Raw genomic sequence first — 22,377 nt, 5'->3', positions numbered from 1 at the left:
CCGGGCATTGGGAGGTACCAGGGATGGCTACCGAGGAGAGCCCCCAAGGTCGCTTTCGGAGGTTCGTCCGCACGGTTCTGGCGCACAGGAGCGGCGGCAACGGCGCCCGGCACGACCCGGCACGCGCGCGGGAGGTCTACCAGAGCTCCACCATGGGCGCGCTGATCGACGGCGTCTACGACGGCGACGTGTCGGTGGGAGAACTGCTCGAGCACGGCGACTTCGGGCTGGGCACCTTCAACCAGTTGGACGGCGAGATGCTGGTCCTGGACGGTGTCTGCTACCACCTGCGCGCCGACGGACCCGTGGAGGTCGCCGACAGCGGCGACCTCTCGCCGTTCGCGGCCACGACTTGGTTCCGGGCCGACACCAGCCGAGAACTGAACTCGCCCATGACACGCAGCGAGCTGATGGCGCTCATCGACGGCATGGCCCGCAGCCCCAACCTGATCTACGCGATCCGGATCACCGGGCGCTTCAGCGAGGTCCGCACCCGCACCGTACGGAAGCAGGAACCGCCCTATCCATCCCTCACCGAGGCCGCCGAGGGGCAGGCCGAGACCACCTTCACCGACTTGACGGGCACCTTGGCCGGCTACCGCACCCCTGACTACGAGCAGGGCATATCGGTGGCCGGCTACCACCTGCACTTCATCGACGACACCCACCAACACGGCGGCCACTGCCTGGACTTCCGCATCGACCACGGCATCATCGCCCTCAGCGAGCGCTCCGAGCTCCATCTGAGCCTGCCGACGACCGGCCAGTTCCTCAGCTCGGACCTCACCTCCTCCAATCTCGGGGACCGGATCCGCAAGGCAGAGGGCGGCTGAGCACATGGCCGGCCGCTGACCTCACTTGCCACCCGGCGGGACGGTCACCCAGGCCCGTCCTCGAGGAGCTGTTTCTCCCCTGTCAAAGAGAGGTTCGCATCGGTATGTCTGAGTCTGAAGTGCGTGCGGCCCAGCGCGCGATCGAGGTGCTGTCGGCGTATGGCGTCAGCCATATCTTCGGCGTGCCGGGCGCCAAGATCGACACGATCTACGATGCCCTGGTGGACGGCGGCCCTCAACTGGTGGTCTGCCGCCACGAACAGAACGCGGCCTTCATGGCCGCGGCGATCGGCCGGCTCATCGGCATCCCCGGCGCCATCCTGGTGACTTCCGGACCTGGCACGTCCAACAGCGCGACTGGCCTCCTCACCGCGAACACCGAACAGGATCCGGTGGTCGCGATGTGTGGTGCGGTGCCCCGCGCCGACCGGCTCAAGCGCAGCCACCAGTCCATGGACGCCACCGCGGCGCTCAAGCCCTTCACCAAGTACACCGGCGAGGTCAACGACGCCGACAACGTCCCGGAAGCGATCGCCAACGCCCTGCGCGCCGCCGTCACCGAGCCCCGCGGGGCGGCCGCCGTGGTCCTGCCCACCGATGTGCTGACCGCGACGACCAGCGCAAGCCTCGTCAACGCGGTTCCCGCCCCCGTCCAGGGACCGGCGCCGGCCGACCGTATCGAGCACGCGGCCCGTCTGATCCGCGATGCCAAGCGCCCGGTGATTCTCGTCGGGCTCAGGGGGGCCGGCCCCGAGGCGTGCGCCGAGTTGCGTGCCCTTCTCGAGAACACCGATCTGCCTGTGGTGGAGACCTTCCAGGCGGCCGGTGTGGTCTCACGGAAGCTGCAGGACCACTACCACGGTCGCATCGGCCTGTTCCGCAACCAGCCCGGCGACATCGTCATCTCCCACGCCGACGTCCTGGTCACCGTCGGCTACGACGCGGTCGAGTACGACCCGAAGCTGTGGAACACCGACCCGTCCCGCACGGTCGTGCACATCGACGCCATCCCCGCGGACATCGACAACGACTACCAGCCCGCGGTCGAGTTGCGCGGTGATGTGGCCTCGACACTCCGGGCCCTGACCGCGCACCTGTCCGGGCTGCGTCTGGATGCCGAAGTGCTCGCGGAACTCGCCGAGCAGCGCCGTGCCCTGAAGGAGGCGGACGACTCGGCACGCTCGGCCAACCACTCGGAGGCCGGGCTCAACCCGGTGTCCGTCCTGCTCATGCTCCGCGACAAGATCGACGACGACGCCACGGTCACCTGCGACATCGGCTCGCACTACATCTATATGGCCCGGCACTTCCGCGCATACGAGCCTCGGCACCTGCTGTTCTCGAACGGCCAGCAGACGCTGGGCGTGGCCATGCCCTGGGCCATGGCGGCCTGCATGGTGCGCCCCGGCAAGCAGATCGTCTCCGTGTCCGGCGACGGTGGCTTCCTGTTCAGCGCCCAGGAACTGGAGACCGCGACCCGTCTGGGCCTGCACTTCACCCATGTGATCCTGCGGGACAACACCTACGACATGGTCGGCTTCCAGGAGAAGCTCAGGTACGGGCGGACCTCGGGCGTCCAGCTCGGCGACTACGACATCGCCCACTACGCCGCGGCCTTCGGCGCCAACGGCTACCGGGTCCAGACCGAGGAGCAGTTCGCCAAGATCCTCGACGAGGCCCTGTCGCGCGAGGCGCGCGTCCAGCCCGGCGTCACCATCATCGATGTCCCTGTCGACTACTCCCGCAACACCGAGCTCTTCGCCCAACTCCACGAAGGCGTCCTTGAGTAGCAGGTCCAGGACGGCCGCCGCGCACGCCTGCACGGCGGCAGCGACAGGTCGCTCGGCTTGGCGGCGGACGGCTTCACCTGCGGCGTCGGCAGGTCCCAGGCGTGTGATCCGGTTGTCGAGGGAGGCCTTCGACCCGCAGGACACGGCCGTCACCGTCAAGGCGAACACCGAGGACGCGCTCGCCGCCGCGCTCGACACGGCGAAGAACAACCGCGATCGCCTTGTGTTCGTGGAAGCCTTCATGGAGCGTCTGGACGCCCCGGAGTCTCTCGTCGAGCTGGGCAAGGCGTTCGCCACCGCCGACTACCGCACGCGCCCGTCTCCTGACCGCGGACCGGCCGCTGCGGTATCCGTCCGGCTGCCGCAGGACCCGCTCGGGGCCGTGGGAGCTCCTCGCCTGGGGCGACCCATGACGGCCGCGTCCACCCGGTGCTCGTCCGGTGCGGTACGCCGTACCGTTGCCCGGACGCGGTAGGCCGGGCAGAGCGGCGGCGTGTTTCCGGAGCCGGCGGGCATGAGCGGGAGGTCGTCCGCCGGCATCGGCACCTCGGTCCTCCCGCCGCCGAGTACGGCGGCGGCACCGGCCCGGACCCGTTCGGCGAGCAGAGCCGAGCGCGGTGTCGCGACCATCGGTGCCGAGACCAGCGCTCTGTACGCGGCGACGAGGTTCTGTTCCGGTTCGCACAGCCCGGCACGAGGGCCTGTCCGGCACCGATCAGGAACCCACTGGTGATCATCGGCAGCGCCGGCCGGGATCCGTTTGCGAACCGTCGTCCGGGGCGGCCGCGGCACCAGTCGTCCGGTCGGGTGCGCGTAAGAGACCGGACTCGTTCGACAGGGCGCAACCATCGCTTCTCCGCCCCGGCACAGCCCGGACCCAGCCTAGGTGGCGTTCGTAAACCGTTCCGGCGGCACCAATGCGGGCCGTTTTGAGGAGAAGCCAAACGATGTTTCTTGTGAACCGGCGCGATCTCGGCGTATTCGCCCTCGGTGCCGCCTCTGTTCTCGCCCTGGCCGGTTGCGGCTCGAGTGCTGCCTCGAAGTCTTCCACGTCGGAGGGAAAGGGCGGCGACACTCTCGTGATGGCTGCCGTTCCCGCTGAGAACTCCACCGACCTCAAGGCTTCGTACGGCGCTGTCATCAAGCTCCTGGAGAAGGAGACCGGCAAGAAGATCATTTTCCAGACCGCCACGAACTACGCGGCGGTCATCGAAGGACAGCGTTCCGGAAAGATTCAGATCGCCGGGTACGGGCCGTTCTCCTATGTTCAGGCGAAGAGCTCCGGTGTGAAGACCACTCCGGTCGCCGCCGGTGTCGAGGCGAAGGGTGCGCGGCCCGGCTACAAGTCCTACGGCATCGTCAAGACGGGCTCGCCGATCAAGGACCTCAAGGGCTTCGCGGGCAAGAAGGTGTGCTTCGTCGACCCCAACTCCACCTCCGGCTACCTCTACCCGCGTGCCGGGCTTATGGAGGCCGGGGTGGACGTGGAGAAGGGCATCACCCCCGTGATGGCCGGCGGTCACGACGCCTCCGTGCTCGCGGTGAAGAGCGGTCAGTGCGAGGCCGGATTCGCCTACGACACCATGGTCGACAAGCAGCTCGTCGAGAAGGGCCAGATCAAGAAGGGCGAGATCACCACGGTGTGGAAGTCCCCGGTGATCCCCGGCTCCCCGGTGGCGGTCAGCGACGATCTCGACGCCGACCTCAAGCAGAAGATCGCGACCGCTTTCCAGACCATGGCCAATGTCGACTACCTCAAGGCCCACGGCTTCTGCTCCGGCAGCGCCAAGTGCGAGGTCGACGACGCCGGCGACTGGGGCTTCGTGAAGGTGGACGACTCCGACTACGACGGTGTCCGCAAGGTCTGCGATGTCACCAAGGACGAGCAGTGCGTGAAGTCCTGACCCTCGCGGCCGGATAGCACGGAAGGCTCTTTTGCCCGGATGACGCGGGCAACGCCGGCAACCGGGATCGCAAAGCTCCCGGTTGCCGGCAATTCCGGTTGTGCTTACGGAAGTTCAGTTCATTTTTCCCCACGGCAATGCAGTTCACGGAAGAATCGGAGCGATCCTTGGCCGCGGAACAACTCACCGAACCCGTAGTGCGATTCGAGGGCGTCAGCAAGCAGTTCGATGCCGATGTGCTCGCGCTCGACGACGTCTCGCTGAGCGTTGGGGCCGGGGAGATGGTCGTGCTGCTCGGGCTCTCCGGGTCCGGCAAGTCGACCCTGCTGCGGCACGTCGACGGACTGCAGCGGGCCACCACCGGCACGGTCACCGTCCTCGGCACGGATGTGGGCCGCGCCCGCGGGGCCGGGCTGCGCCGGCTCCGCCGTCGTATCGGCTTCGTCTTCCAGCAGTTCCACCTCGTCGGCAGCCTCACGGTGCTGGAGAACGTGTGCACCGGCGCGCTCGGCCGGTTGCGCGGCCCGCGCCTCGGCCTGCTCAGCTATCCGCAGTCGGTACGGCGTGAGGCGCTGCGCCACCTGGAGCGGGTCGGCCTGCTCGACCAGGCGTTCCAGCGGGCGGACACCCTCTCCGGTGGTCAGCAGCAGCGTGTGGCCGTGGCCCGGGCGCTGATGCAGCGGCCGGAGATCCTGCTCGCCGACGAGCCCGTCGCCTCGCTCGACCCGGAGTCCTCGGCGCAGATCATGCGGCTCATCAAGGAGATCGGCGAGGAGGAGCGGCTCACCGTGCTGTGCAGCCTGCACCAGGTCGACCTGGCCCTCTCCTGGGGCCACCGGATCATCGGCCTGCGGGGAGGCCGGGTCCTGATGGACAGTCCGGTGTCCGATCTGACACGGGACGACGTGATGTCCGTGTACGCGCGTCTGGGCGTCGCGACCCCGGCCGTGCTCACCGCCAAGGCCGGCTGAGCCCATGACCGTCTCGACCGCTGGTGCCCCCACGCCGCCCTCCCCCGCCCCGCCGACGGGGCCGAACGCCGCGCCCCGGACCCTGCCCCGCCCCCGCGCGGCCGGTGCGGCGGCGCTGCTCGTGATGGCGGCGCTGGCCGGTTTCGCCTGCTGGGCCTTCGCCGACCTCCGCATCAACGCCGCCACGCTGGTGGACAGTGCCTCGAACGCGGTGGACTTCACCGGGCGGATGTTCCCGCTCGACTTCCCGTCCGCCGGCGAGGTGCTGCGGCTGTGCGGGCAGACCATGGCCGTCGTGGTGTCCGCGACACTGCTGTCGGTGGTGCTCAGCGTTCCGGTGGCGGTGCTGGCCGCCGGCAACACCACCCCCCACGCGAGCGCACGGTTCGGCGCTCGCGGTGTCATCGTGCTGGCCAGGGCCGTACCGGACGTCGTACTGGCGATCGTCTTCTTCCGCATCTTCGGGCTCGGCGCGCTGTCCGGTGTGCTGGCCATGGGCCTGCACTCGGTCGGCATGGTCGGCAAGATGTACGCGGACGCCATCGAGCAGATCGACGAGGGACCGCGCACCTCCATACGGGCCACCGGCGCCGGCCGCCTGCAGCAGCTGGTCTCCGGCGTACTGCCGCAGGTGCTCCCCTCCCTGGTGGCCAACGCCCTGCATCGGCTGGACATCAACCTCCGGATCTCGGTGGTCCTCGGCTTCGTCGGCGTGAACGGCCTCGGCTACGAGATCGCGGGGGCCCTCAACGCCCTGAACTACCGGCGGGGCATGGCGCTCGCGCTGGTGGTGCTCCTGCTCTGCGTGCTGGTGGAACTGCTCTCCGCGGCGATCCGCCGGGCTCTGCTGCGGAACGCCGGCGCCGGTGGACGGGCGCGGGGCAAGGGCACGCGGTCCCGAGCATCCGCTGCCGGCCTGCCGCCTCTGGCCGCGGTGCCCCCGGCGCACCACAAACGTGCGTCGGACGCCGGGGACGCACCGCACTTGGGCCGTGCCGGTGGCGCCCTGCCCCGTGTCAGTCCGCCGTGGAACGCCCGCCGCGTCCGCCGCACCGTCTACGCAGCCGTGACGGTCTTCGCGCTCGCCGCCTCCGTGTGGGGTGCCGGTATCGCACCGGGCCAGTTCTTCGGTGCGCTCGGCAACGTCGGTCCCACGCTGGCGCTGTTCTGGCCGCCGAGCGCCGGCGGCATCCTGCCGGACCTGCTGTCCGACCTCTTCGACACCGCGAAGATCGCCTTTGCGGCGACCTTGATCGGCGCGGTACTGGCCCTGCCCATCGGCGCGCTGGCCGCCCGCAATGTCGCGCCCTCGCGCGCGACAGCCGCCGTGTTCCGGGTCGTGGTGGTACTGGTCCGCGGAATTCCCGAGCTCGTCCTCGCCATCGTCTTCGTGGTGATCACCGGCCTCGGCGCGGTGGCCGGCGCGCTGGCCCTGGGCGTCGGCGCGGTCGGGCTGCTCGGCAAGCTCGTCGCCGACTCGCTGGAGGAAGTGGACCCGGGGGTGGAGGCGGCGGTACGCGCCACCGGCGCGGGACGCCGGCAGGTCTTCTGCTCGGCGACGCTGCCGCAGGCAGCGCCGGCGTTCGTCGGGCACGTCCTCTACCAGCTCGACGTCAACATCCGCTCCGCGACACTGCTGGGCATCGTCGGCGCGGGCGGTATCGGCTTCGACCTGCTCAACGCCTCGCGGGTGCTGGACTTCGGGGTGGTCACCACCGTGCTGCTGATGGTCTTCGCGACCGTGCTCGTCGTGGAGCTGCTCGCGGTGTGGCTACGCCGGATCGTCCGCTGACCGCCGGATGATGGCAGGACCCCGCCGCCTCGGCACGGGGCCTCCGCCATGGATTCCAAGGGAGAAGTCCGGTCCGAACCGCGAAACAACTGTCCCGGCTGTTCACATTCCCGGTCGGACTCGTTGGTTGTCCGCAGGTTGTTCGGACAAGTCCGCCGAGCACAGTTCCCTGTGTGAGTGCGACCAGGTATCTGGAGATCGCGGAGCAGTTGTCCGCCGAGCTGGCCGAGTGCCCCCGTGGCACACGAGTGGCCAGCGAGGCCGAGATCGCCCGGCGGTTCGGCGTTGGCCGGGCCGCAGCACGGGCGGCCGTACAGGAATTGGAGCGCCGGTTCGTCGTCCGCCGGACCCAGGGGTCCGGCACGTTCGTCAACCGGCGCATCGACTACGTCATCTCGCGCAGTGTCCCACCGTCGTGGTCCGCCACGATCTCGGCGGCGGGCGCCACACCTCGCGCCCTGGTCAAGTCGGTCCGCAGGATTCCCCTGCCCGCCGACCTGGCGGACAGGTTCGAGCGGCCGGCCGGCTCGCCGGTGCACGAGGTGGTGCGCGAGTTCTACATCGACGACCTCCTCGCCTCCTGGGTCCATGAGTGGATCCCGGTGGACGAGGTGCCCGACCTGGATCTGGCGCTGCACGCCGTCGACTCCGTCGACCTCGTGCTCCGCCAGATGGTGCGGGTGCGGCCGATGCGGGCCTGGTGCCGGGTCAGCATCGACGTCCCGTCGGCCGAGGTACTGCGGGCCCTGCGCATGGAGAGCAGCCAGCCCGCCTGGCTGGTGGAGAGCGTCAGCCGGGACGAAGTACTCGGCAACGTCCTGATGTGCAGCCGCGCCTGGACGCGTGCCGACGCCGTCCGTGTCGTCGTCGAACTCGACGAACCGGCCGTCGGTGACGAAGCCGGCGGGCCCGCGGCCGCCCCCGTCAGCAGGCCGGCCGCCGGCGCCGGGAGCGGGCCCACGGCCCGCGCTCAGCCCGTCACGGCGCGGAGGACTTCCCCGCAGAGATCGTCCACACCGCAGAGAGCTGCAACATCGCAGAGAGTTGTCACACCACAATGAACCGGGAGAAGTGGTGACAAACGTACTGAGCAGGGAGCATCGTTGCGCCCTGCTGGCCGAGGCCGAGAGGGCCGAATTGATCGAACTGGCCGACGCCTGCATCGCGGACGGCGGGCAGGTACGGGTGCTGGTGGGGCCCGAGGTCGGCTGTGTGACCGCGCAGGTCCGCGAACCGGTCCTGGCGCAGCGGTTCCTGCTCGGTGACGCGCTGGCCTGCCGCGCCGAGGTGGAGCTCGCCGGCCACCGCGGCTGGGCCATACGCCTCGGGGACGACCGCCTGGCCGTGCTGGCCGCCGCGGTGCTCGACGCCGAGGCGCAGTCCGGCGGCCGCCGGGCCGCCGACATCGACCTGCTGTGCGAGCGGGTCGCGAGCCGCCGGGAGCGGCGGGAGAGCCAGGAGTGGGCGGAACTCGCCCCGACCGTCGTGGAGTTCGAGGAGCTGACGTGAGCGCTGTCGAGACAGTGCCGGCGCCCGGCGGCGGGGCGCCCGCCGCGGACGATTCCGGGACCGCGGAGCTGGTGGCCGCGGCCAAGCTGCGGCCCGCCCAGGCGCAGGGCGTCTTCCGCGCTGTGCTCGACGCCCTGGCGCAGCCGGGCAGGGTGACCCGGTTCCCCGCGGGCGTCCCCGGTACGGTGCCGCCCGCGCTGCTGCCGGTCCTCGCGCTCGCGGACCTCGGCACCGGTGTGTGCGTCCTGGAAGAGGACGGCTCGCGGCGCTGGTCCGACGCGGTCGGCGTGGCCACCAACGCGCCCGCGGTGCCGCTGGAGCAGGCTCGGCTCGCCGCCGCCGTACGGCCCGTCGCGGCTGAGGAGATCCTGCGGCTGGCACGGGGCACCGCCGACGCGCCGGAGGACGGCGCCGTGCTGTGCCTGCCGGTGACGGCGCTGGAGGGCGGGCCGTCGACCTGGCGGCTGTCCGGGCCCGGCGTGCCGGGTGAACGAGCCGTCGCTCCGCTGGGCTTGCCGGAAGGGTTCGTGGCGGCGCGCGCCGAGCTCGTCGGCGGTTTCCCCGCCGGGGCCGATCTGCTGCTCGCCACTCCCGACGGACGCGTCATGGGCCTGCCGCGCAGCACGACCGTCACGAGCGCGGCCGGTGCCATGGCCGAGGAGGAGAACTGATGGGGTACTCGGGAGCACGCGGAGGACTCGAGGCGATTCTCGCCGCCGAGGACCTGGTCCGCCGCAAGCGGGACCACGCACCCGCGCCGTGGGCGTCGACCGAGCAGATCACCGCCCGTTTCCGGCTGGCCGTCGACCGGGTGATGGGCGAGGCCGGACTGTACGACGAGCCGACGGCGGCCGACGCCTTCCGGCAGGCCGAGGGGGACACCCTGGAGGCCTCGCACCTGCTGCGCGCGCAGCGGTCCACCCTGCCGCGGCTGGCGGTCAGCGAACCCGTCGACCCGGGCGAGATGACCGTGCTGCGCCGCATCGTGCCCGCGTTCCGCGAGCCGGACGGCCCGCAGTTGCTCGGCCGTACCTCCGACTACACCGGCCGGCTGCTGGAGCGGCCCGACGGGCCTCCGGAGTCCTTGTCCCAGGACCCGGACACCACGGATCACGCGGAACGTGGGGAGCGGACCGAGGAGCAGCGCAGTCCGCGCCGGTTCCTGGACCTGCTGCGGAAGATGGAACTGGTCGCCGAGGGGCGTACCGCGGACGACCCGGAGCCGCACGACATCACCCGCAAGCCCGCCCGGCCGCCCGCCGACCGGTCCGCCGTCCTGGCCGCCATGGCCCGCGCCGAATCCGGTGCGCTGGTGGCACTGTGGTACCGCTCGGTCCTCGGCCCGGACGGTGATGTGCACGAGATCACCCTGGGCGAGCTGCGGCACGGCCGGCTGCCGCTGCGCGTCCGCCACCCGCACACCGGAAACCCCGTCACCGTCGGCGAGTTCCGGGTCACCGAGGCCGAGGCCATCGAGGACCTGGACGGCGCGGACGAGGACCGTACCCGCTTCGACATCGGGTACGGCCTGTGCTTCGGGCACAACGAGCGCAAGGCGATCGCCATGGCCAACCTGGACATCGCCAACCGCCGGTTCGGTCGCAGCGGGCCGCTGGAGCAGCTGCTGCTGCTCACCGTCGACGGCCTCGACTCGGGCGGCTTCCTGGAGCACCTGAAGCTCCCCCACTACGTCACCTTCCGCTCGATGGTCGAGCGCAAGCAAGCCATGCGGGCCGCCGCCGAGGCGGGCGAGGACCCGCCGGCACGGGCCGCCGAGCCCGCCGGAAAGGACTGCCGATGAGCACGACTCAGGAGATCCCGCAGCTGTCGCCCGTCGGCGCGCTCGTGGCCGAGGCGGCCGCGGGCAGCCCGCCCGCCGGGATCCTCGACGAGGACGCCAAGCGGGAGATCCGCCGGTCCGCGCTCGCCGCCGTCTGCGTGCCCGGATACCAAGTCCCGTTCGGCTCCCGGGAGATGCCGGTGGCACGCGGCTGGGGCTCGGGCGGACTGCAGGTCACCCTGGCGATGATCGGCACCGACGACACGGTGAAGGTGATCGACCAGGGCGACGACGCCGGCGTCAACGCCACCAACCTGCGCCGGATGATCGCGCAGACCACCGGGTGCGGCGATTGCGCCGATACCCGGGAGGCCACGGTCGTGCAGACCCGCCACCGCATCCCCGAGGAGGCGCTGGGCGCCCACCATGTGGTGGTCTACCAGGTGCCGGTGCCCGAACCCCTGCGCGGCGTGCAGAAGTCGGTGGCCGAATGCGCGCGGATGCACGCCGAGGGCGACTACTCCGCGATGTGGGTCAGCCTCTACGAGGACATCGTCCGCAACGGCATGATCACCGCGAGCACGGGCTACCCGGTGCTGGTCGGCGGCCGCTATGTGATGGCGACCAGCCCCATCCCGCGCTGGGACGTGCCCCGGCTGCACCAGGCCGAGCACCTCAACCTCTTCGGCGCCGGTCGTGAGAAGCGCATCTACGCGGTGCCCCCGCACACCGACGTCCGGCCCCTCACCTTCGACGACGTGCCGTTCGAGGTCGAGCACGAGCCGGGGGCGCGCTGCAAGTTCTGCGGCAGCGACGACGTCTACCTGGTCAACGCCGGCACGGAAGGCGCCTTCGCCTGCAGCGACACCGAGTGGTGCGCTCGCGTCCAGGCGGGGGACGCCGACACCGCCGCCCACCGCGACCGCGCACCGCTGGCCCTGCTGCCCGATCCGCAGGCCCGCGCGGGGCGTCGTAGCAAGCCCGTGGCTCCTGCCGCGGCAGCGGACGCCGCACCCGCGCCCGCCCGCAGGACCTCGGCCGGCGGCCCCGAGTGGGCCCTGCGCGTCGACGGCATCGGCAAGGTGCACGGCGCGGGCGGAGCATCGGCCGTGCCCGGCACGGGTCCCGAGCACGGCACCGCGATCAGCCCGTCCACCGGCGCCGTCGTGGCCGCCTGGGACGTCTCGTTCGACATCGCCCCGGGCGAAGCGCTCGGTCTCATCGGCGAGTCCGGCTCCGGCAAGTCCACCGTGCTGCGCTGTGTGATCGGCGACGAGCCGGCCACCGCCGGCCGGGTCCGCCTGGCCACGGTCGACGGCGGCGCCTCCGACGTGCTCGACCTGCCCGCGGCCGTCCGCAGGCGGCTGCGGATCGACTCGATGGCCGTGGTCTACCAGGACCCCGCCGCCGGACTCGACCTGCGCGTCTCCGCCGGCGGCAACATCGCCGAGCGACTGACCGCGGCGGGCTGGCGCGGCTACCACGCCATCCGGCGCCGCGCGGCGGAGCTGCTGGACCGGGTCGAGGTGCCGCTGTCCCGTATGGACGACCCCGTGCACACCTTCTCCGGCGGCATGCGGCAGCGCGTGCAGATCGCCAAGGCTCTGGCCACCGAACCGCCCGTGCTGCTGCTCGACGAACCCACCACCGGTCTCGACGCCTCCGTCGCCGCCGGAGTGCTCGACCTGCTGCGGAGCCTGCTCGCCGAGCGGGACGTCGCCGCCGTGGTCGTCAGTCACGACTTCTCCGTCATCGAGGCACTGACCGACCGCACGCTGGTCATGCAGACGGGCCGCGTCGTCGAACAGGGCCTGACCGACCAGCTCTTCCACGATCCCCACCACCCGTACACCCAGCGGCTCGTGGCCGCCGCCCGGAGGTGAGCCCGGTGAACACCGCCGACACCCACTCCGTATCCGAGACCAGGGACGCCGTCCTCTCCGTACGCGACCTGTACAAGTCCTTCACCCTGCACAGCATCGACGGCCGTACCGTCCCGTCGCTGCGCGGTGTCGACCTCGACGTGCACACCGGTGAGCACGTCGCCCTCGCGGGTCCCAGCGGCGCCGGCAAGTCCTCCCTGCTGCGCTGCGTGTACCGCACATACCTGCCGGACTCCGGTTCCGTACGGCTGCGGGCAGCCGCCGGGCCGGTCGAACTGACCACGCTGCCCGACCGGGAGATGGCCCGGCTGCGCGGCCGGGAGTTCGGCTACGTCTCGCAGTTCCTCGCCGCCCCGCCGCGCACCGGCCCGCTGGAGGTGGTCGCCGCGACCGCCCGGCGGCGCGGGCTCGACCGGGCCGAGGCGCGGGATGTCGCGGCCGCCGCGCTGCACCGGCTGAACCTCGACGAGGCGCTGTGGGACGTCGACTGCGGTGTCCTCTCCGGCGGTGAGCGCCAGCGGGTGAACCTCGCCGCGGGAACGGTGCAACCGCCGCGGCTGCTGCTGCTCGACGAGCCGGTCTCCGCGCTGGACCCGGCCAACCGGGAGGCCGCGCTCGAGCTGATCGACTCACTGGCGGGGCAGGGCGTCGCCGTCCTCGCCGTCTTCCACGACATGGACGCCATCCGGCAGTTGGCGACCCGCGTGGTGTTCGTCAGGGACGGCCGGATCGCCCGTCAGGGCACGCCGGCGCAGATGCTGGAGGAGGCGGCATGACCACAGGTGTGGTGAACACAGGACCGGCCGAGGCGCCGGCCCAGGGCTGGACGCTGGGCGGCCCGCCCCGGGACTACGTGCTCGGGCACGTACGGGCGGTGCTGCCGGACCGGGTGCTTGACGATGCGCTGATCGCGGTCCGGGACGGCCGGATCGCGGCGGTCGAACCGCACCTTGGCGGTGTGGAGGCCGACGTCGACGGCCAGGGCATGCTCTGTCTGCCCGGCCTCGTGGACGTGCACAGCGACGGACTGGAGAAGGAGCTGCTGCCGCGGCCCGGGGCCGAACTGCCCATGGAGTTCGCACTGCTGTCCTTCGAGGGCAAGCTGCGCGCGGCCGGTGTCACGACGGCGTTCCACGGCGCGGCGTTCGAGGAGAGCGGCGGGCGCGGTATGCGCCGCACCCTGGAGAACGCGCGCCGCATCTGTGCGGCCGTCGAGGGCCGGGGCGACGACGGTCTGGTGGACCACCGCGTCCTGCACCGGCTGGACGTCCGCTGCCCGGAGGGCCTGGCCAGGCTGCGGGAGCGGCTGGAGGAGATCCAGGACGCCGACCGCGGGCCGGTCCTGGTGTCGCACGAGGACCACACCCCGGGCCAGGGCCAGTACGCGGACCGCGCCTACTATGAGCGCTATCTGGTCGGCACCCGCGGGGTCAGCGAGGACGAGGCCCGCGCCTACGTCGACCGGCTGATCGTGGACCGGGACGGCCGGCTCGACGTCCGCGAGGAGGCGCTGGGCTGGCTCGGCGAACAGGCCCGCGCGGGCCGGATCCGGCTGCTCGGCCATGACCCCAGCTCGCCGCAGGAGATCGAGGAGTTGTGCGAACGGGGCGGCGCGGTCGCGGAGTTCCCCACCACGGCGGCGGCCGCGAAGGCCGCACGCGAGCACGGTATGCCGGTCGTGATGGGCGCGCCCAACGTTCTGCGTGGCCACTCGCACAACGGCAACGCCTCCGGCCGCGAGCTGGTCGGCCGCGGTCTGGTCGCCGCCCTCGCCTCGGACTACCTGCCGTCGGGGCTGCTCGGGGCCGCACTGCTGCTCGCCGAGGAGGGCGTGGCGCCGCTGCCCGAGGCGGTCGGTCTGGTCACCGGCGGTGCCGCGGACGTGGCCGGCCTGCGGGACCGCGGCCGGCTGGAGCCGGGCCTGCGGGCCGACCTGGTGCTGGCCGAGCCGGGCCGCCCCTGGCCCGTCGTCGCGGCCGTGCTGCGCGCCGCTTCGGGAGGTGAGGCGGCATGAGCGGCCGGATCCCCTGGGCGGTGCCCGAACCGCAGCTGCCCTCCGGCGTCCATCCGGCGCTGGCCGCGGCGACCCAGGCCGCCGTGGACGCCTTCCGCGCCGCGCGCGAAACGTACGACCGGGCCCAGCTGGCCGAGAAGGTGCAGATGGGCGCGGACGGCACGCCGACGATGCGGCTGGACATCCTGGTGGACACCGCGATCGCCGAGGTCGTGGACGCCCACCGGATCAATCTGCTCAGCGAGGAGCTGGGCCACATCGACAACGGCTCCGCCGTCACGCTGGTCACCGACCCGGTGGACGGCACGGCGAACGCCGCCTCGGGTGTTCCGCTGTCCGCCTTCGCGGGCGTCATGGCGGTGGACGGCGTGCCGACCGAGGCGCTGACCTGCTGGCTGGACACCGGGCGCTGCTGGCACACGGTGGCGGGGCAGCCGTCGGCGTACCGCACGAGCGGCCGTACGGAGCTGGACGGCGCGGCGGTGAGTCTGCTGCGGCCGCAGCAGCACATCGCCGACGCATGGTGGCGGGTGGCGACGCGCGCCTCCAGGATCCGCATCCTGTCGACGAGTTGCCTGGAAGCGGTGCTGGTGGCCGAGGGGTCGACGGACGCGTTCGCCGACGCGGGCTCCGACACGCACCGGATCGTGGACCTGGCGGCCGCGATGGTGACCGTGCCCGCGGCGGGCGGAGCGGTGATCGATGTGCACGGACGCCCGCTGGAGATCGACCCCGACCTCAACCGCCGCTGGTCGGGCGTGGTCGCGGCGACCCCGCGCCTCGCAGAGGAACTGGCGGAGACCATCCGCGGAACGGAGCAGCGATGACCACGCGTACCCCGCTCACGGGCGAGGAACTGACCGCACTCGTCGAGGGCCTCGCGGGCCTCCCGTACGGCGGGGAGGCCGTCGACCAGCGCACGCACGCGCTGCAGACGGCGTGGCTGGCGTCGGAGGCGGGCGCGGACGACGAGTTGGTGGTGGCCGCGGCGCTGCACGACATCGGCCGCGCCCGGCCGGTCCGGGCCGAACACCCGGGTCTGCCGCACGAGTTGGCGGGCGCCGAGTTCGCCAGGAGCCGGCTGGGCGAACGCGCGGCCTGGGTCATCGCCCAGCACGTACCGGCCAAGCGCTATCTGGTGGCGGCCGACCCGGCCTATCACGCCCTGCTCAGCCCGGCGTCGGTCGCGTCCCTGAAGGTCCAGGGCGGCCCGATGGACGAGCACGAGGTGGCGGAGTTCGCGGCGCATCCGCTGGTCGCGGACGCGGTGGCACTGCGGCGCTGGGACGACGCGGCGAAGGACCCGGACGCCCCGGTGCTGTCGATGCCGGCCCTGCTGGTGGCCCACGCCCGCTGCATCGCCGCGCAGCAGGCCTGACGGCCGGACGCGCAAGCCGACTCGGCGGTCGCACCGCGCGGTCGCCCTGACGGCCTCCGCTCCAGCCGGCCGGAGGCGTTCCTCCTCTGTGGCCGGCTGGGGCGGGGCCCCAGCGAGAAGTGGTGGGCAGTCCCCTGTCCTTGTGCCGTTCTGTCCTCGACCTATTGAGAGGTCACGAAACGGCCGGTGATGGCCAACGCGGCGGCCATGATGCTCAGTTGCGGGTTGACCTCCGGGCAGCTCGGCAGTACGGAGCCGTCGGCGATCAGTACGCCGTGCACGCCTCGCAGGCGGCCCTCCGGGTCGGCCGGTGAGCGCTCGGGGTCGGCGCCGGCAGCCGCCGTTCCCGTGGGGTGGAACGCGGAGACGTGGAGGCGGTGCGCGCTCACCGTGTCGAGCAGGGCATCGAGTTGGGCAGGGGTGCGGGCCCGCGGGGCCTGCGGGACGCCCGTCAGCACCTCTTCGGCGCCCGCCGCGAACAGCAGGCGCCCCATGGCCCGTTGGGCGCGCAGCAGACGGCCGGCGTCCCGCCTCGCCAGGTCGTAGCGCAACAGCGTGCGGTCGCGGCCGAGGACACGGCCCGAGGGGCGGTCGGCGATCATGGCGCCGAGGGTCGCCAGCCGGTCCGTCTGCTCGAGTTCGCGCCGCAGTTCGCGTCCCACACCCGGCAGTACGAACGAACTCATGCCCGGCGGGGCGGCGGTGGCCTCGATCAGGATGCCCTCGGCGCGCAGGTGCTCCACTCCGACGCTCTGCAGGACGCCCTTCCAGCCCGTGACCGGGCGACTGAACCGGCCCGCGACGCTGATGGCCGGGTGAACGCTGAGGTTGCGGCCGAGCCGCGGATGTCCGCCCAGACCGGAGCGGCGCAGCAGCGGCGGGGTCTGGAAAGCCCCGGCGGCGACCACCACCAGGGGGCTGAGAATCTCCAGTTCGCTGCCGTCCGGGCGGCACACCCGTACCCCGGCTGCCCGTGGGGCGCCCGGCCCGTCGTGGTCGGTGAGGATCCGCCGTACACGGGCGCCGGTGACGATACGGGCACCGGCCGCACAGGCCTCGGGAAGCACCGACAGCTGGACGCTCTGTTTGGCGCCGGTGGGGCAGCCGACGACACACTGGCACGAGCCTTTGCAGCCCGGGGCGTTGCGCACCAGGGGCGCAGCGGCCCAGCCGAGTTCCCGGGCCCCGGCGAGGGCGAGTCGCCCGTTGTCCCCGAGGACGTCCAGTGGCTGGGGTGCCACCCTCAGGGTGCGCTCGACCTCGTCGAGATGCGTCCCGAAGCTCTCGGCGGCCGCGAATCCGTGACGGCTCAGCCAGCGGGCGACGACACGGTCCGGTGTGCGGTAGCACGTTCCGGAGTTGACGACGGTGGTGCCGCCGACGGCGCGGCCGACGGGCAGGACCAGCGGCGGGTTGCCCACGGCGATCGTCGCGCCGCCGTCCCGGTACAGGTCGATGAAGCGGTCGAGCGGAGCCCGCCGTCCGAAGGACGCGGTGGTGTGGTGCTCCCCCTCTTCGAGAACGACGACGCGCATACCCGCGGAGGCGAGCGTCCGCGCGGCCATGGCACCACCCGCGCCCGATCCCACGACGACCGCGTCGGCGGTGGAACGCGTGGGCCAGTGGCGGGAGGGCGTGCAGTCGAGCGGCGGATCCTCGGGAGCGGGCACGGAAGCCGCGGGGCTGTGGTGCAGTTGCCGTTCCGTGCCGGCGGCCAGCAGGAGCGGCACCTTGACCGCGTCCAGAAGCGGCAGCAGGGCCTTGCGGGAGGCGAGCGACGCCATGACGACCTCTTGCCGCTCCGTACCGAGCGCGGACAGGCGTCTGCCGGTGCGGGTCACGGCATAGGCGTCGATCGCCGCGGCCGCGCCGCGTATCGCGGTGCGCGCCGGGGCGGGCATGACGTCGAGCAGCGCCGCGAGGCGCCCTGGCACGGCCCTGGTCCATTCGGCGGTGCCGTCGTCGGCGAGGACCGCGGCGGCAAGTCCCGCAAGGGAGCCGTCGGTCGGGCGGTTCATCGGTCGCCGACCTCCGCGTGGGCGGTGCCTGACAGCCGCCATGCGGCCTCCGGCCGCCAACGGCCCCACCAGCGCTCCAGGCGCACCACCGCGTCGGCCCGCTCGCTGTTGCGGCACACCGCGGGCGAACCGTCCGGATCCGTGTAGTCGAGTGCGAGCGTCCCCTCGGGCGGCTGGGTCACCGTCACCCGTATGCGGCGCAGGCCGGCGCGGCCCTCGACCCGCCACTGGGGCAGACCGATGTCCGCGCGGAACCGGCCGAGTCCCGCCCATCCCACGGCGGCGCGCTCCACCCGCCGGGGCCAGGTGCGGCCGTTGCGGTGCAGGCGCAGGAACACCAGCGGCGGCAGCCTGTCGAGTCCGCGTCGCATCGACACCGCCGCCACGATCTCCAAAACGTCTCCGTCTCCCAGGTCGGCGTGGAGCCAGGCCCAGCGGCGGGCGTTGCCGTGGCCGTAGATCCGGGCGCTCGCGCCGGGAGCCCCGGTGAGTCGCAGCTCGCCGCTGTCGTGGCGGACGGTTCCGCTGTAGCGGGCGCGGGCGGCGGGCAGCATATGGGAGGCCGGCAGCCAGGGGCGCCGCCAGGACCAGCGCGGGAAGGTGTGCAGGGGCGGGCCCTGGGGCTCCTCGGTCAGCGCCCAGGAGAACGGCCCGGCCGAGCCGGTGAGGCGGCCGGGCGCGGCGCGGATGTCCTCGGCGGTGAAGCCGTGGGTCGGTCCCTTCCACGGTGTGGGGCCGAATCGTACGTGCTCCGCCGGGCCGTCCTTGGGGAACACGGCGGTCCAGCCGTGCGCGTAGGCGGGTGAGCCGTCACTGGGCGCGACGACCTCGTGGTGCAGCCAGATGCCGCTGCCGGTCGCCGGATCGGTCAGGGTCGTATACCAGACCTCCGTCCGCCCCGGTCTGCCGTCCCAACGCGGCGCCAGGTACCGGTCGGCGGGCTCGGCCGCCCGGGGGAACCGGAAGCCGGCGAGAAACGGCAGCAGGCCCGTGGCGAGGGGGAACCGCAGAGTGCCGTCGCCGACGCGCTCTCCGTTCTCGTACAGGGTGTACGGCAGGACGGTCATCGAGGACACCGGGCGCTTGAGCGACACCGACTTCCAGCCGTCCAGCAGCAGTTGCCGGCCTTCCAGGGCGAAGGTGATCCGGTAGCGGATCCGGCGGCGCGCCAGCGGTGAGATCTCCAACTCGCCCACGGCTTCGGGGTCGTCGGCCCGTCCCGCGATCCGGACCCGTCCCGTCAGCCGCGCCTGGGTGGTCCGATGGGGCAGCATCACACCGTCGGCGCGGACGCTGAGATCGAGCCGCACCGGGCGGTCGGCCTCTTCGCCGGCCAGGCGCACATGGCCCAGCATCGTCTCCTTGAACACCGTCTCGCGCGAGGTCACAGGTCACTCTCCCGGCGTCCGCCGGAGCGGGCCAGCCCCTCGAGCATGATGCGTTCGGTGGCCGACAGGTAGTCGCCGGCCGCGGTGCGTGCCGCTTCCTCGTCGCCGGCCGCCACGGCCTCGACGACCGGGGCGAGGCGGTCGTGCGCGCTCCGGGCGTCCTCGAACGGCCCGACGAGGGCGGCGCGTACCGGCATGTACGCGTTGAACAGCGTGTTGGTCAGCAGGACGTACACACGGTTCCCGGTGGCACGGGCCAGCGCCCGGTGCACCTCGGCGTCGGCCAGCTGGGCCTGGTCGCCCCCGTCCGCGTCCCCGACCGCCGCCAGCAGGGAGCGGAGTTCGGCGACCTGGGCCGCCGTGGCGCGGGCCGCGGCGCGTTCCGCGATCAACGCACCGATGCTGCGGCGCACTTCGAAGATCTCGCCGATCCAGTCGGGGCTGTGACGCACGAGCATCGGCAGCAGGTCCGCCCCGCCGAGACGCAGGAAGTCCCGTACGCGCGTGCCGACTCCGTGCCGCGTCTCCAGCAGACCGGCGTGCACCAGCCGGCCGAAGGCGTGTTTGAGCGTGGTGCGGGTGACCCCGAACCCGTCGGCGAGTTCACGTTCGGGGGGCAGATAGCTCCCGGCCGGATGGCGTCCGGCGAGGATGTCCTCGCGTAGCCTCTTTTCCAGCACGTCGACGATCGTCTCGCGTGGCAGTGCTTCCACCCCGGCCCCCAACGACTCAGCGGTTCAGTGGATGAGCCACTGAACCACTGCAGGTGACGCTGCGTCAATAAGGAGGGACTCGGCGAGGCTCGCCCTGCCCCGCGATGCCTCCGGCCGCGCCGACGGTCGGCCCCCTGCGGTCAGGGCGCGGTGAACAGGGTCGGAAAGCGGGGCCCGAGCCAGGGCTTGCGCCCCCAGGCGAGCACACGGCCGCGGGCGAGGGCTCCCCATGGGTCGCACCGCCCGAGCGCGATGAGAAGGAACGTGACGGGCTCGGTGAGGAGGGTGCAGTCCGGGCGCCGGGGCGGTTCGGGCGTCACCTCGACCGCGCCGTCGGCGAAGGTGACGCCGAACGCCGAGCCGCCCCGCAGACGGAGCGCGTAGCGGGCCGTGAACCCGGCGGTGGCGGAGGCGTCGGCGACGCGCGGCATGACGGCCTGCAGGAACGGCAGGCACAGCCCGACCCTGGCACGGTCGATCATGTGCGGCCGGCCGAGCGCGCGGGCCAGGTCGTAGCCGTGACCCAGCATGTGCGTCAGCAGATAGGAGGCGAGAACGGTCTGGTCCATACGGCCGAGCGGCGTGACGAACGTGCGGTCCGCGTTCCCTTCCTCCGCGATCCGGGCCACCGCCGCGAGGAAGAGGTCCGCCTGTTCCACGATCATCTCCGCCAGGGGCCGCGCGCCGCGCTCGGCGAAGGCGGTGAGCGCACGCGCGTTGGCCGCCGCCAGACTCTGCGCCGTGCCGTCCCCGTAGGGGCGTTCGCGGCCCGCTGCCAGGTCGGCCATGAGTTCGTTGGCCTGCGCCAGGTGGGCCGCTGCCTCCCCTACGGTCCACTCCGACTCGGGCACGGGAACCGAAGTGTCGGCCACCGGGCCGAGCAGCGCGGCGATGTCACCGGCGGTCTCACGTATCGCCTGCCCCAGCCCTTCGGGCAGGGCACCTCCGATGTCCTGCCGCGTTCCCGCTTCCACGCCGCTGCGCTCCCCTCGACCAGGCCTGCTGCGCCCCTCGCGCACGTAGCGCGATACCCAACCAGGCCCGGCAGGCAGGCGGCAAGGCTCCGCGCACCGGCCGTCCGGCCGTCTTTCCGTCCGCGCACGACGACGCCGGCATTCAGGAGAGGGGCGAGGCGAGGGACGCCCCGGCTCCCGGGCACCGCGCGTGGTGGCGCCCTCCCACCGGGCGACCGGGCTCCCGCCGCGCAATCAGTCGGCGGTCGGCTGGGCGAAGGCGGCGATGAGGCGGCCCAGGTCCTGCCGGCGGGAGGCGGCCGGCCACACCGCCCAGGTCCTGCGGACGAGGGGATGACCCACGAGCGGCGACCACACCACACCGTCGGGGAGGGGCTGCGCCCAGTCCGGCGGCGCCAGGGCGAAGGCGCGGCCGGCGCTGACCGCGGCGAGTTTCACCTCCGGGATCAGCCGCTGCCCCTCCGGTACCAGGCCCGGCTCAAGACCGTGGGTGCGGAGGGTGGCCGTCAGCTCGTCGTACCAGGCGGGGCTGCCCGAGCGGGGAAACCCCACCCATTCCAGCCCGGTCAGCGCATCCAGCCCGATCCCGTCCGGTCCGGCCAACTCCGCGGCCAGCTCGGCGTTGAGCAGCACACCCAGCCGTTCCGTGTTGACCAGCATCGCGTCGAACTCCTGCCCGGTGGGACGCTCACGCAGCAGTCCCACATCGAGATCACCGGCGTGCAAGGCCGCCAGCTGCTCGGCCGTGGACATGTGCAGGGCCCGTACCCGGGTGTCGGGACAGGCCTCGGTCATCTCCGTGAGCGCGGAACTCAGCAGTCGCGACGGGAACTCCAGCGGAATGCCGATCCGCAGCACCCCGCCGCCCCCGTCGGTGAACCGGGCCATCGTCCGCACGGCCTCATCACGCCGGGCGAGCACGGCACGCGCCTCGCCGAGCAGGGCCGTGCCCGCCTCGGTGGCCCGTACACCGGTGCTGCTGCGCACCAGCAGCTTCACCCTCAGTTGCCGCTCCAGCCCGCTGACCGTCTGGGACAGCGCCGGCTGACTGACGTGCAACCGCCGGGCCGCGGCAGAGAAGCCCCCTTCCTCGACCACCGCCACGAACGCGTGCAGCTCCCGCAACTCCATGCACTCATCGCACCACGTCTGCGGACACCCAAGCCACACGGGTCAGAGCCGCTGCTTATACCCCCTATCGGCACGGCGAATGGCCCGGCGGCCATCGAGCCGCCGAGGCGCGCGGTTGTAGAGGACGGAGCAGGGTCCACCTGACCGTGGCGGTGGCCTGTGCCCTGTTGCGGCTCGGTGTGCCGAGCGGCGACGCTTCATCTGCCGCGCGCGCCGAACCTGGGAGAACCATGCAGAGCAGGCCGTCTCCGTCTTTGCAGGCGAGTAGGGCACCGAGTGGATGGCGGGGCTACCGCTGG

Annotated in this window: 20 protein-coding genes; 15 read left to right on the top strand and 5 right to left on the bottom strand. The window is 72.4% G+C overall.

Going from position 1 to position 22,377, the window contains the following annotated elements; all coding sequences use genetic code 11:
- Positions 1-23 precede the first annotated feature (23 nt).
- From budA to ABZ904_RS34375, 15 genes are all read left to right on the top strand, one after another.
- Entirely contained in the window at positions 24-833 is an 810-nt protein-coding gene (gene budA / locus ABZ904_RS34445; protein ID WP_361827820.1) for an acetolactate decarboxylase, read from the top strand.
- A 104-nt stretch (positions 834-937) separates the two neighbouring features.
- Positions 938-2,623, top strand: coding sequence for an acetolactate synthase AlsS (alsS, locus tag ABZ904_RS34440; protein WP_361827817.1), 1,686 nt, complete (start codon positions 938-940; stop codon positions 2,621-2,623).
- 103 nt (positions 2,624-2,726) lie between these two features.
- The gene (locus tag ABZ904_RS34435; RefSeq protein ID WP_359401238.1) at positions 2,727-3,098 is read left to right on the top strand and encodes a hypothetical protein; all 372 of its coding nucleotides are present in this window, start codon (positions 2,727-2,729) and stop codon (positions 3,096-3,098) included.
- A gap of 472 nt (positions 3,099-3,570) precedes the next feature.
- Entirely contained in the window at positions 3,571-4,527 is a 957-nt protein-coding gene (locus ABZ904_RS34430; RefSeq protein WP_361827814.1) for a phosphate/phosphite/phosphonate ABC transporter substrate-binding protein, read from the top strand.
- A 167-nt stretch (positions 4,528-4,694) separates the two neighbouring features.
- Entirely contained in the window at positions 4,695-5,498 is an 804-nt protein-coding gene (gene phnC, locus ABZ904_RS34425; RefSeq protein WP_359401244.1) for a phosphonate ABC transporter ATP-binding protein, read from the top strand.
- Between the two features lie 4 nt (positions 5,499-5,502).
- The gene (phnE, locus tag ABZ904_RS34420) at positions 5,503-7,290 is read left to right on the top strand and encodes a phosphonate ABC transporter, permease protein PhnE (RefSeq protein WP_361827810.1); all 1,788 of its coding nucleotides are present in this window, start codon (positions 5,503-5,505) and stop codon (positions 7,288-7,290) included.
- Positions 7,291-7,463: 173 nt separating this feature from the next.
- Entirely contained in the window at positions 7,464-8,351 is an 888-nt protein-coding gene (locus ABZ904_RS34415; protein WP_361001664.1) for a GntR family transcriptional regulator, read from the top strand.
- Positions 8,352-8,364: 13 nt separating this feature from the next.
- The gene (locus tag ABZ904_RS34410; RefSeq protein ID WP_361827806.1) at positions 8,365-8,799 is read left to right on the top strand and encodes a phosphonate C-P lyase system protein PhnG; all 435 of its coding nucleotides are present in this window, start codon (positions 8,365-8,367) and stop codon (positions 8,797-8,799) included.
- Positions 8,796-9,470: a phosphonate C-P lyase system protein PhnH gene (gene phnH, locus ABZ904_RS34405; protein WP_361827803.1), complete on the top strand. Its 675-nt coding sequence runs from the start codon at positions 8,796-8,798 to the stop codon at positions 9,468-9,470. Before ABZ904_RS34410 ends, phnH begins: the two co-directional genes overlap by 4 nt.
- A complete protein-coding gene (locus ABZ904_RS34400; RefSeq protein ID WP_359401259.1) occupies positions 9,470-10,600 on the top strand; it encodes a carbon-phosphorus lyase complex subunit PhnI in 1,131 nt (376 codons plus the stop codon). Before phnH ends, ABZ904_RS34400 begins: the two co-directional genes overlap by 1 nt.
- Positions 10,597-12,462, top strand: coding sequence for an alpha-D-ribose 1-methylphosphonate 5-phosphate C-P-lyase PhnJ (locus ABZ904_RS34395; RefSeq protein WP_359401262.1), 1,866 nt, complete (start codon positions 10,597-10,599; stop codon positions 12,460-12,462). Before ABZ904_RS34400 ends, ABZ904_RS34395 begins: the two co-directional genes overlap by 4 nt.
- 5 nt (positions 12,463-12,467) lie before the next feature.
- On the top strand, positions 12,468-13,238 hold the full coding sequence (locus tag ABZ904_RS34390) for an ATP-binding cassette domain-containing protein (protein ID WP_361827798.1): 771 nt from the start codon (positions 12,468-12,470) through the stop codon (positions 13,236-13,238).
- On the top strand, positions 13,235-14,476 hold the full coding sequence (locus ABZ904_RS34385; protein ID WP_359401268.1) for an alpha-D-ribose 1-methylphosphonate 5-triphosphate diphosphatase: 1,242 nt from the start codon (positions 13,235-13,237) through the stop codon (positions 14,474-14,476). Before ABZ904_RS34390 ends, ABZ904_RS34385 begins: the two co-directional genes overlap by 4 nt.
- Positions 14,473-15,303 carry an inositol monophosphatase family protein gene (locus tag ABZ904_RS34380; RefSeq protein WP_361001677.1) on the top strand — a complete coding sequence of 277 codons (831 nt, stop codon included), beginning with the start codon at positions 14,473-14,475 and terminating at the stop codon, positions 15,301-15,303. The genes ABZ904_RS34385 and ABZ904_RS34380 overlap by 4 nt, the downstream gene beginning before the upstream one ends.
- Positions 15,300-15,854 (top strand): HD domain-containing protein, encoded by a 555-nt coding sequence (locus tag ABZ904_RS34375; protein ID WP_361001681.1) that lies wholly within the window; start codon positions 15,300-15,302, stop codon positions 15,852-15,854. The genes ABZ904_RS34380 and ABZ904_RS34375 overlap by 4 nt, the downstream gene beginning before the upstream one ends.
- 161 nt (positions 15,855-16,015) lie before the next feature.
- Here ABZ904_RS34375 and ABZ904_RS34370 read toward each other — a convergent pair whose 3' ends face one another.
- From ABZ904_RS34370 to ABZ904_RS34350, 5 genes are all read right to left on the bottom strand, one after another.
- Complete coding sequence (locus ABZ904_RS34370; protein ID WP_361001684.1) at positions 16,016-17,872, bottom strand: GMC family oxidoreductase; 1,857 nt, start codon at positions 17,870-17,872, stop codon at positions 16,016-16,018.
- The gene (locus tag ABZ904_RS34365; protein ID WP_359401280.1) at positions 17,869-19,260 is read right to left on the bottom strand and encodes a hypothetical protein; all 1,392 of its coding nucleotides are present in this window, start codon (positions 19,258-19,260) and stop codon (positions 17,869-17,871) included. Before ABZ904_RS34365 ends, ABZ904_RS34370 begins: the two co-directional genes overlap by 4 nt.
- Complete coding sequence (locus ABZ904_RS34360; RefSeq protein WP_359401283.1) at positions 19,257-19,973, bottom strand: FCD domain-containing protein; 717 nt, start codon at positions 19,971-19,973, stop codon at positions 19,257-19,259. Before ABZ904_RS34360 ends, ABZ904_RS34365 begins: the two co-directional genes overlap by 4 nt.
- Before the next feature lie 140 nt (positions 19,974-20,113).
- Complete coding sequence (locus ABZ904_RS34355) at positions 20,114-20,947, bottom strand: maleylpyruvate isomerase family mycothiol-dependent enzyme (RefSeq protein WP_359401286.1); 834 nt, start codon at positions 20,945-20,947, stop codon at positions 20,114-20,116.
- A gap of 234 nt (positions 20,948-21,181) precedes the next feature.
- Positions 21,182-22,078, bottom strand: coding sequence for a LysR family transcriptional regulator (locus tag ABZ904_RS34350; RefSeq protein WP_359401289.1), 897 nt, complete (start codon positions 22,076-22,078; stop codon positions 21,182-21,184).
- Positions 22,079-22,377: the final 299 nt, after the last annotated feature.

Source organism: Streptomyces sp. NPDC046900, from assembly GCF_040644975.1.
Taxonomy (GTDB): Bacteria; Actinomycetota; Actinomycetes; order Streptomycetales; family Streptomycetaceae; genus Streptomyces.
This window is presented reverse-complemented; position numbering and strand designations above follow the sequence as displayed.